8 protein-coding genes are annotated in these 8,681 nt (G+C 72.7%); 7 read left to right on the top strand and 1 reads right to left on the bottom strand.

Annotated features, from left to right (window positions below; all coding sequences use genetic code 11):
• Positions 1 to 82: 82 nt before the first annotated feature.
• Positions 83 to 1,003, bottom strand: a complete 921-nt coding sequence (locus ABD317_RS29530) for a LysR family transcriptional regulator (RefSeq protein ID WP_344293702.1) — start codon at positions 1,001 to 1,003, stop codon at positions 83 to 85.
• Between the two features lie 96 nt (positions 1,004 to 1,099).
• On the opposite strand from ABD317_RS29530, the gene ABD317_RS29525 reads away from it, so the two are divergent.
• From ABD317_RS29525 to ABD317_RS29495, 7 genes are all read left to right on the top strand, one after another.
• Positions 1,100 to 1,870 carry a succinate dehydrogenase gene (locus ABD317_RS29525; protein ID WP_344293700.1) on the top strand — a complete coding sequence of 257 codons (771 nt, stop codon included), beginning with the start codon at positions 1,100 to 1,102 and terminating at the stop codon, positions 1,868 to 1,870.
• Positions 1,871 to 1,872: 2 nt separating this feature from the next.
• Positions 1,873 to 3,834 (top strand): fumarate reductase/succinate dehydrogenase flavoprotein subunit, encoded by a 1,962-nt coding sequence (locus ABD317_RS29520; RefSeq protein WP_344293698.1) that lies wholly within the window; start codon positions 1,873 to 1,875, stop codon positions 3,832 to 3,834.
• Positions 3,831 to 4,574: a succinate dehydrogenase/fumarate reductase iron-sulfur subunit gene (locus tag ABD317_RS29515; protein WP_344293696.1), complete on the top strand. Its 744-nt coding sequence runs from the start codon at positions 3,831 to 3,833 to the stop codon at positions 4,572 to 4,574. The genes ABD317_RS29520 and ABD317_RS29515 overlap by 4 nt, the downstream gene beginning before the upstream one ends.
• Positions 4,575 to 4,753: 179 nt before the next feature.
• Positions 4,754 to 5,506 (top strand): helix-turn-helix domain-containing protein, encoded by a 753-nt coding sequence (locus tag ABD317_RS29510; RefSeq protein ID WP_344293694.1) that lies wholly within the window; start codon positions 4,754 to 4,756, stop codon positions 5,504 to 5,506.
• A complete protein-coding gene (locus tag ABD317_RS29505; protein WP_344293692.1) occupies positions 5,490 to 5,711 on the top strand; it encodes a DUF397 domain-containing protein in 222 nt (73 codons plus the stop codon). Before ABD317_RS29510 ends, ABD317_RS29505 begins: the two co-directional genes overlap by 17 nt.
• 74 nt (positions 5,712 to 5,785) lie before the next feature.
• The gene (locus tag ABD317_RS29500) at positions 5,786 to 6,676 is read left to right on the top strand and encodes a ketopantoate reductase family protein (RefSeq protein WP_425582464.1); all 891 of its coding nucleotides are present in this window, start codon (positions 5,786 to 5,788) and stop codon (positions 6,674 to 6,676) included.
• A gap of 375 nt (positions 6,677 to 7,051) precedes the next feature.
• Positions 7,052 to 8,422, top strand: coding sequence for a glycoside hydrolase family 6 protein (locus tag ABD317_RS29495; protein ID WP_344293688.1), 1,371 nt, complete (start codon positions 7,052 to 7,054; stop codon positions 8,420 to 8,422).
• Positions 8,423 to 8,681 lie beyond the last annotated feature (259 nt).

Here is an 8,681-nt window from a genome sequence, read left to right as displayed (position 1 = left end):
CCGTGCGGGAGCGCCCCCGGACGCGGCGGTGCGCGTACGGGGACGGGGCGCGCCCGTCCCCGTACGGCCACGGCGCCCTCGCTCAGCCGCCCGGCGGCGCTGCCGCCCCGCCGCCCGCCGCGCTGCGCAGCAGCCGGCGCAGCTCCCGGGCCGCCCGGGGCGGCGACACGTCGCCCCGGTGTGCCACGGAGATCGTCCGGTGCAGCCCCGGCGCCGCGAACGCCGTCGTCACGAGCCCCGAGCGCGCCGCGACCATGCTCGGCACCACCGCCACCCCCAGCCCCGCCCGCACGAAGCCCAGCACCGCGTCCATCTCCCCGCCCACCACGCCGAACTCCGGCTCGAAGCCCGCCTCCCGGCACGCGGCGACCGTCAGCTCCCGCAGGTCGTACCCGTGCCGGAACATCGCCAGCGGCCGCCCCCGCAGGTCCGCGATGCGGATCCCGGCGCCGGTGCCGCCGTTCCCCGCGACCGGCGGTGCGTCCGGCGACGAGACCACGACCAGCTCCTCCCGCAGCAGCTCCGTCGTCGTCAGCGCCGGCGCCTGCCCCGCCAGCGGGGTGATCACCAGCGCGAGGTCCAGCTCGCCGGCCGCGAGGGTCCGCACCAGGTCCTGGGAGCCGTCCTCGTGCACGTGCAGCTCGATGCCCGGGTAGCGGGCGTGGAACGTGCGCAGCGCGTCCGGCACCAGGCTCGCGCAGAGGCTCGGCGTGGCGCCCAGCCGCACCCGGCCCCGCCGCAGCTGCGCGACCTCCTGGACCTCGCGGCGCGCGGTCTCGGCGTCGGCGAGGATGCGCCGCGCCAGCGGCAGCAGCGCCTCGCCGGCGTCGGTGAGGGTGATGTGCCCGCGGGCCCGGTGGAACAGCTCGGCGCCCAGCTCCCGCTCCAGCGCCCGTACGGACTGCGACAGCGACGGCTGGGCCACGTGCTCGCGCTCGGCGGCCCGGGTGAAGTGGCGGGTCTCGGCGACGGCGGCGACGTAGCGAAGCTGCTGCAGGTGCATGGGGCCCAGAGTAGGCCCGATGATAGGCAATGCCTATCGAAAGCAGCGAAATCATGTCTTGGACGGATGCCCCTCGTCCTCCCTACCGTCGCAGTCATGGCCCTGACCACGAAGTCGGCGTCGAAACCCACCGCCGGAAAGCCCGCCGCCGGAAAGCCCGCCGCGGAGTCGGCACGCCCGCGGCGGTACCCGCCGTCGCTCCCCGCCCTCCTCTGGCACTCCACCGTCGGCAAGAAGACCGTGCTGGCCGTCAGCGGGCTGATCATGCTCGCCTACCTCGTGGCCCACCTGGTCGGCAACCTCAAGATCTTCTTCGGCGCGGAGGAGTTCAACGACTACGGCCACTGGCTGCGCACCCTGGGCGGCCCGGTCCTCCACTACGAGTGGGCCCTGTGGCTGATCCGCGTCGTGCTGGTGGCCGCCGTCGTGCTGCACGGCGTGACCGCGTACCAGCTCAGCCGCCGCGACATCGCCGCCCGCCCGGTCGCGTACGTGCACAAGCGCCGCCGCACCAGCTACGCCACCCGCACCATGCGCTGGGGCGGCGTGATCCTGGGCCTCTTCGTCGTCTGGCACGTCCTCGACCTGACGACGCTCACCGTGAACGAGAACGCCCAGAGCGGCCACCCGTACGAGAACACCGTCGCCACCTTCTCCACCTGGTACGGCAACGTCATCTACATCACCGCGATGCTCGCCCTGGGCCTGCACCTGCGGCACGGCTTCTGGAGCGCCGTGCAGACCCTCGGCGCCGCGGGCCCGGCCCGCGCACGGGCCCTCAAGGCCGTCACCGACACCTCTGCGCTGCTGCTGACCTGCGGCTTCATCTCCATCCCCGTGGCCGTCATGACGGGAGTCGTGAACTGAAGATGTCACCGAAGACGTCACCCGCATACGCGCACTACACCGAGGGCGAGCCCGTCGCCGACGCCGCCGCCCCGCCCGGCGACATCGCCGAGCGCTGGGACCGCCGCCGCTTCACCGCCCGGCTGGTCAACCCCGCCAACCGCCGCCGCTACACCGTCATCGTCGTCGGCACCGGCCTCGCCGGCGGCGCGGCCGGCGCCACGCTCGCGGAGCAGGGCTACCGCGTCGTCCAGTTCTGCTACCAGGACTCCCCGCGCCGCGCCCACTCCATCGCCGCCCAGGGCGGCATCAACGCCGCCAAGAACTACCGCAACGACGGCGACTCCGTACACCGGCTGTTCTACGACACCGTCAAGGGCGGCGACTTCCGCGCCCGCGAGTCCAACGTGCGCCGCCTCGCGCAGGTGTCGGTCGAGATCATCGACCAGTGCGTCGCGCAGGGCGTGCCCTTCGCCCGCGAGTACGGCGGCCTGCTCGACACCCGCTCCTTCGGCGGCGTCCAGGTCTCCCGCACCTTCTACGCCCGCGGCCAGACCGGCCAGCAGCTCCTCCTCGGCGCGTACCAGGCGCTGTCCCGGCAGATCGACGCCGGCAACGTCGAGATGCACGCCCGCACCGAGATGCTCGACCTGGTCGTGGTCGACGGCCGGGCCCGCGGCATCGTCGCCCGCGACCTGGTCACCGGCCGGATCGAGACCCACCTCGCCGACGCCGTCGTCCTGGCCACCGGCGGCTACGGCAACGTCTTCCACCTCTCCACCAACGCCAAGAACTCCAACGCCACCGCCGTCTGGCGGGCCCACCGCCGCGGCGCCTACTTCGCCAACCCCTGCTTCACCCAGATCCACCCCACCTGCATCCCGCGCTCCGGCGACCACCAGTCGAAGCTGACGCTGATGAGCGAGTCGCTGCGCAACGACGGCCGCATCTGGGTGCCCAGGGCGCACGGCGACGCCCGCCCCCCGCACGCGATCCCCGAGGACGAACGCGACTACTACCTGGAGCGCCTCTACCCCTCCTTCGGCAACCTCGTGCCCCGCGACATCGCCTCGCGCGCCGCGAAGAACGTCTGCGACGAGGGCCGCGGCGTCGGCCCCGGCGGGCAGGGCGTGTACCTCGACTTCGCCGACGCCGTCCGGCGGATGGGGCGCGCCGCGGTCGAGGAGCGGTACGGCAACCTCTTCGAGATGTACGAGCGGATCACCGCGGAGGACCCGTACGGGGTGCCCATGCGCATCTACCCGGCGATCCACTACACGATGGGCGGGCTGTGGGTCGACTACGACCTGCAGACCACCGTCCCCGGCCTCTTCGCCGTCGGCGAGGCGAACTTCTCCGACCACGGCGCCAACCGCCTCGGCGCCTCCGCCCTCATGCAGGGCCTGGCCGACGGCTACTTCATCCTCCCCGCCACCCTCGGCGACTTCCTCGCCCGCCACCGCCCCGAGCAGGTCTCCCCCGACCACCCGGCGATCGCCGAGGCCGTCGCGGACACCGAGGACCGGCTGAACCTGCTCCTCGCCGTCGACGGCGACCGCACCCCCGACTCCTTCCACCGCGAGCTGGGCGAGCTGCTGTGGGACGAGTGCGGCATGGCCCGTACGGAGCCGGGGCTGCGCAAGGCGCTGGAGCGGATCCCGGCGCTGCGCGACGAGTTCTGGCGCCGGGTCAGGGTGCCGGGCAGCGGCGCGGAGCTGAACCAGTCGCTGGAGAAGGCCAACCGCATCGCGGACTACCTGGAGCTGGCCGAGCTGATGTGCCTCGACGCGCTGCACCGCGCGGAGTCGTGCGGCGGCCACTTCCGCGAGGAGAGCCAGACGCCGGACGGCGAGGCGGCGCGCGACGACGAGCACTTCTCGTACGCGGCGGCCTGGGAGTTCACCGCCACCGGCACCGCCCCGGTCCTCCACCGCGAGGACCTGGAGTTCGAGTACGTCATCCCCACGCAACGGAGCTATCAGTGAAGGTGACCCTGCGGGTCTGGCGGCAGCCGGGCCCCGACGCGACCGGCGGGATGGTCCCGTACGAGGTCGACGGCGTCACGCCGGAGATGTCGTTCCTGGAGGTGCTGGACACCCTCAACGAGCGGCTGATCCTCGCCGGCGACGAGCCCGTGGCCTTCGACCACGACTGCCGCGAGGGCATTTGCGGCGCGTGCGGGGTGGTCATCAACGGCCGGGCGCACGGCCCGGAGCGCACGACGGCGTGCCAACTGCACATGCGGGCGTTCGCGGACGGCGACGTCATCGATGTGGAGCCGTGGCGCGCGTCGGCGTTCCCGGTGGTGAAGGACCTGGTCGTGGACCGCTCGGCGTTCGACCGCATCATCGGCGCCGGCGGCTACATCACCGCCCCCACCGGCAGCGCCCCCGACGCCCACGCCACTCCGGTCCCCAAGCCGGCGGCGGAGACCGCCTTCGAGCACGCGGAGTGCATCGGCTGCGGCGCCTGCGTGGCGGCCTGCCCCAACGGCTCGGCGATGCTCTTCACCGCCGCGAAGGTCGTCCACCTGAACACCCTGCCGCAGGGCGCGCCGGAACGGGAGTCGCGGGTGCTGGACATGGTCGGCCAGATGGACGCGGAGGGCTTCGGCGGCTGCACGAACACCGGCGAGTGCGCGGTGGCCTGCCCGAAGGGCATCCCGCTGGCGGCGATCTCGTCCCTGAACCGCGAGTTCCTGCGGGCGGCGAGGAAGTCGGCGTAGCCGGACATCGATGTGACTTCTGGTGACGGCGGAGTCACCGTCTGCGTTACGCTCAGGGGGCACGTCGGTGTCGCCTGGGGGTTGCACGCATGGTTGCGAGAGAGCGCGAGTTGAAGCCGGACCGTTCCGCCCGCGATCTGTACGGGGCGGACATGCGCCGGTACCGGAAGAACGCCGGGATGACGCTGGAGGCGCTGTCCGGGGTGGTGAGGTACAGCAGGACCCACCTGGCGAGGATCGAGACGGCTGAGGCGGTCCCGCCGCCGGATCTCAGCGCCAGACTGGACGCCTGCTTCGGCACGGACGGGCACTTCGGGCGCCTGTACCGCCTCGCCAGGCGGGAGGGTCATCCGGATCAGTACCGGCGCCGGATGGAGCTGGAAGAGCGGGCCGTCAGCATCATCGAGTACGCCCCGTTCGTGGTCCCCGGCCTCCTGCAGACCGAGCGCTACGCGAGAGCGATCTTCAATGTCGGCAATCCGTCGGCGCCCGCCGAGTCGGTCGACGACCTCGTGACCGCCCGCCTCAGCAGGCAGGCCATCCTCAAGGGAGCAAAGCCCGCCCGGCTGTCGGTGGTCCTCGAAGAGTCCGCGATCACCCGGACCATCGGCGGTCCGGAGGTGATGCACGAGCAACTCCGGTCGCTGCTCCCGTGGGTCGAGGGCCCGACGAGTCTCCTCCAGGTGCTGCCGCACACGCACGGAGCACACTCGCTGATGGGCGGGATGCTGGCGCTCTCCACCCTGGACAACGGCACCACGGTGGCCTACGAAGAGAGCATCACGACCGGCCGCTTGATCGAAGATCCCGAAACCGTTCGCAGGTGCACCCAGGCATGCGATGTACTACGTGCCTACGCACGATCGCCTGCCGAGACTGCGGAGTTCATTCGGTCCGTTCTGGAGGAACTTCCCCATGAGCACCACCCCTGACCTGTCCCGCGCCCAGTGGGTCAAGTCCAGCTACAGCAACAGCAACGGCGGCGCCTGCATCGAGTGGGCGCCCGGCTTCGCCGCAGCGGGCGCCGTGCCCGTCCGGGACTCCAAGGACCCGGACGGTCCCGCCCTCACCTTCACGGCCGAGGCGTGGCGGGCGTTCGTCGCCGACGTGAAGACCGGCGCCTTCCCCACCGCCTAGCCCCGATCCCCCTGTCGGCGCCGTCCGTGTGGACGTCGCGGGCCGCGTGGCCTTTACTGCTGCGCATGGACACGTTGAACGCTGCCGTACTCGGCCCCGGCGGGGTGGGCGGGCTGCTCGCCGGGCTGCTGGCGCGGGCCGGGCACCGGGTGACCTGCCTGGCCGGCGCCAAGACCGCGAGCGCCCTGCGGTCCGGCGGGATCACCGTCAACAGCAGGCAGTTCGGGGACTTCGCCACGAACGTGACCGGCGACACCGAGCTGCGCACGCCGGTGGACCTGTGCGTCGTCGCCGTCAAGGCCACCGCCTTCGCCGCCGCGCTGGACCGGGTGCCGCCCGCGGCGCTCGGCGACGGGCTCGTGGTGCCGCTGCTCAACGGCGTCGACCACATGGCCGCGCTGCGCGAGCGCTACCGGCCGGAGCAGGTCGCCGCCGGCACGATCACCGTGGAGTCCACCCGGGTCGCCCCCGGGCTCATCGAGCACGGCAGCCCGTTCACGAAGATCTCGCTCGCCTCCGCCACGGCGCCGCGGGAGCGGCTGGAGGCGGTCGCGCGGGCGCTGGCCGACGCCGGTGCGGAGACGCAGGTGCTCGGCGACGAGGCGAGCGTCCTGTGGACGAAGATGGCGTTCCTCGCCCCCATGGCGCTGCTCACCACCCGCCACGGCCTGCCCGTCGGCGGCGTGCGGACCGGTCACCGGGACGAGATGCTGGCGCTGCTGGCGGAGACCGCCGCGGTGGCGCGCGCCTGCGGGGCGCGGGTGGACGCGGGGGCGGTCGCGGCGATGTACGACACGTTCCCGGCCCGTACGAAGTCCTCGATGCTCCGCGACGCCGAAGCGGGCCGCCCCCTCGAACTCGACGCCATCGGCGGCGCCCTGCTGCGCGGCGCCCGCGCCCACGGCATCCCGGCACCGGTGGCGGAGCGGCTGGTCGCGGAGATCGGCGCCCGGGCGGGCGCGTAGCGCGCGGCGGGCCGGAGGGCCGCCGCGCCGAAGTGCCGGGGGCCGCCCGCCCGTTCACCGGCCGGCCCGTCTCCGTCTACGACCAGTAAAGACGCCCGTCCTCGTGGGCGGACCCTTCACAACACTTCTTTGAGCTGTTAGCCTCGCAGCGCGGCATGGGAGCGCTCCCATAGTCGCGACCTTCAACGCACGGCCGCCGCCGGACGGGACGCCGGCGAGGCCGACTGGCACGCACGCACCACCGCACGGGACGCGCGAAAGGAAGGTCCACAATTGACATGTACTCGTCAGTAACGCGTCCTCACGGCACACCCCCCGCATCCCCCCACCACCCCCCCACATCCAACGCCCCCCACAGGCGTGGAAGGAGAGCCGATGAGAAAGTCACGCAAACGTGTCGCGGGAGTCAGCGCGGCGGCGCTGGCCGGCGCCGGCGCCCTGCTGGCCACCTCGCTGTCCGCACCCCCCGCGGCGGCCGACGTCGCGGCCCCGGGTGACAACCCGTACGAGGGCAGCCAGCTGTACGTGAACCCCGACTGGCAGGCCTCGGCCACCGAGGCCGGCGGCGCGGCCATCGCCGACACCCCCACCGCCGTGTGGCTCGACAGCATCGACGCGATCACCAGCGGCTCCGACGGCAACAACAACATGGGCCTGCGCGAGCACATGGACGAGGCGCTGGCGCAGGGCGCCGACGCCATCCAGATCGTCACGTACAACCTGCCCGGCCGGGACTGCGCCGCGCTCGCCTCCCGGGGCGAGCTGGAACCGGACCAGATCGACGAGTACAAGACCGACTTCATCGACCCGATCGACGCGATCCTTGAGGACCCGGCGTACGCCGACCTCAAGGTCATCAACATCGTCGAGATCGACTCGCTGCCCAACCTCATCACCAACGTGGGCGACCGGGAGACCGCGACGCCCGAGTGCGACGAGATGAAGGCCAACGGCAACTACGTCAAGGGCGTCGGCTACAACCTCGGCGCACTCGGCGACAACGGCAACGTCTACAACTACATCGACATCGGCCACCACGGCTGGATCGGCTGGGACAACAACTTCCAGGCGACCGCCGACGTGCTCTACGAGGCCGCCAACGCCGAGGGCGCCTCGCCCGAGGACGTCACCGGCTTCGCCGCCAACACCGCGAACTACGGCGCCACCGAGGAGCCGTACTTCTCGATCGACGACGTGGCCGGCGACGGGCCCATCCGCGAGGGGAACAGCTCGTGGGTGGACTGGAACCGTTACGTGGACGAGCTGTCCTTCGCGCAGGCGTTCGTGACGGAGGCGGCCACCGCCGCCGGCTTCCCGTCCGGCCTGGGCGCGATCATCGACACCTCGCGCAACGGCTGGGGCGGCCCCGAGCGGCCCACCGGCCCCGGTGACATCTCCGGGCCCGGTGAGGACTACGTCAACGACAGCCGCACCGACCGCCGGATCCACCTCGGCAACTGGTGCAACCAGGCCGGAGCCGGCCTCGGCGAGCGGCCGACCGCTTCCCCGGAGCCCAACATCCACGCCTACGCCTGGATCAAGCCCCCGGGTGAGTCGGACGGTGCCAGCGAGGAGATTCCGGACGACGACAAGGGCTTCGACCGGATGTGTGACCCGACGTACGAGGGCAACGCGCGCAACCAGTACAACATGTCGGGCGCCCTCGACGGCGCGCCGACCTCCGGCCACTGGTTCCAGGCCCAGTTCGAGGAGCTGATGGCCAACGCCAACCCGCCGGTGAACTAGCACACGCGGGTTCCCCCCACCCTCCGCCGCCGGCCGCCGGATCCCGGCGGCCTCGCGGCCCGGTGGCGGCCCCCGGGACGGCCGCCACCGGGCATCCACCGGGCACGCACGGTTCGCCGCGGGCCGCCCGGGTTCCCGGATCACCGGCCCCCGCCCGCGGCCACCCCCCGCAGCCGCGCACCTCGCACCTCCACCCCCCCGACCCTCCCCGGACACCGCCCGCCCGCGGGCGGAGCAGACGACACCGCCGGCACCGCGC

Source organism: Streptomyces synnematoformans (assembly GCF_039531005.1).
GTDB classification, from domain to species: Bacteria; Actinomycetota; Actinomycetes; order Streptomycetales; family Streptomycetaceae; genus Streptomyces; species Streptomyces synnematoformans.
Note: the sequence above shows the minus strand (reverse complement) of the source record. Positions and strands in the feature narration are given on the sequence as shown.

Excerpts from the sequence above, each read along its gene's own strand:
- ABD317_RS29525 (WP_344293700.1), top strand. The coding sequence starts at position 1,100 with ATGGCCCTGACCACGAAGTCGGCGTCGAAACCCACCGCCGGAAAGCCC.
- ABD317_RS29530 (WP_344293702.1), bottom strand. The coding sequence starts at position 1,003 with ATGCACCTGCAGCAGCTTCGCTACGTCGCCGCCGTCGCCGAGACCCGC.
- ABD317_RS29505 (WP_344293692.1), top strand. The coding sequence starts at position 5,490 with ATGAGCACCACCCCTGACCTGTCCCGCGCCCAGTGGGTCAAGTCCAGC.
- ABD317_RS29510 (WP_344293694.1), top strand. The coding sequence starts at position 4,754 with ATGACGCTGGAGGCGCTGTCCGGGGTGGTGAGGTACAGCAGGACCCAC.
- ABD317_RS29520 (WP_344293698.1), top strand. The coding sequence starts at position 1,873 with ATGTCACCGAAGACGTCACCCGCATACGCGCACTACACCGAGGGCGAG.
- ABD317_RS29495 (WP_344293688.1), top strand. The coding sequence starts at position 7,052 with ATGAGAAAGTCACGCAAACGTGTCGCGGGAGTCAGCGCGGCGGCGCTG.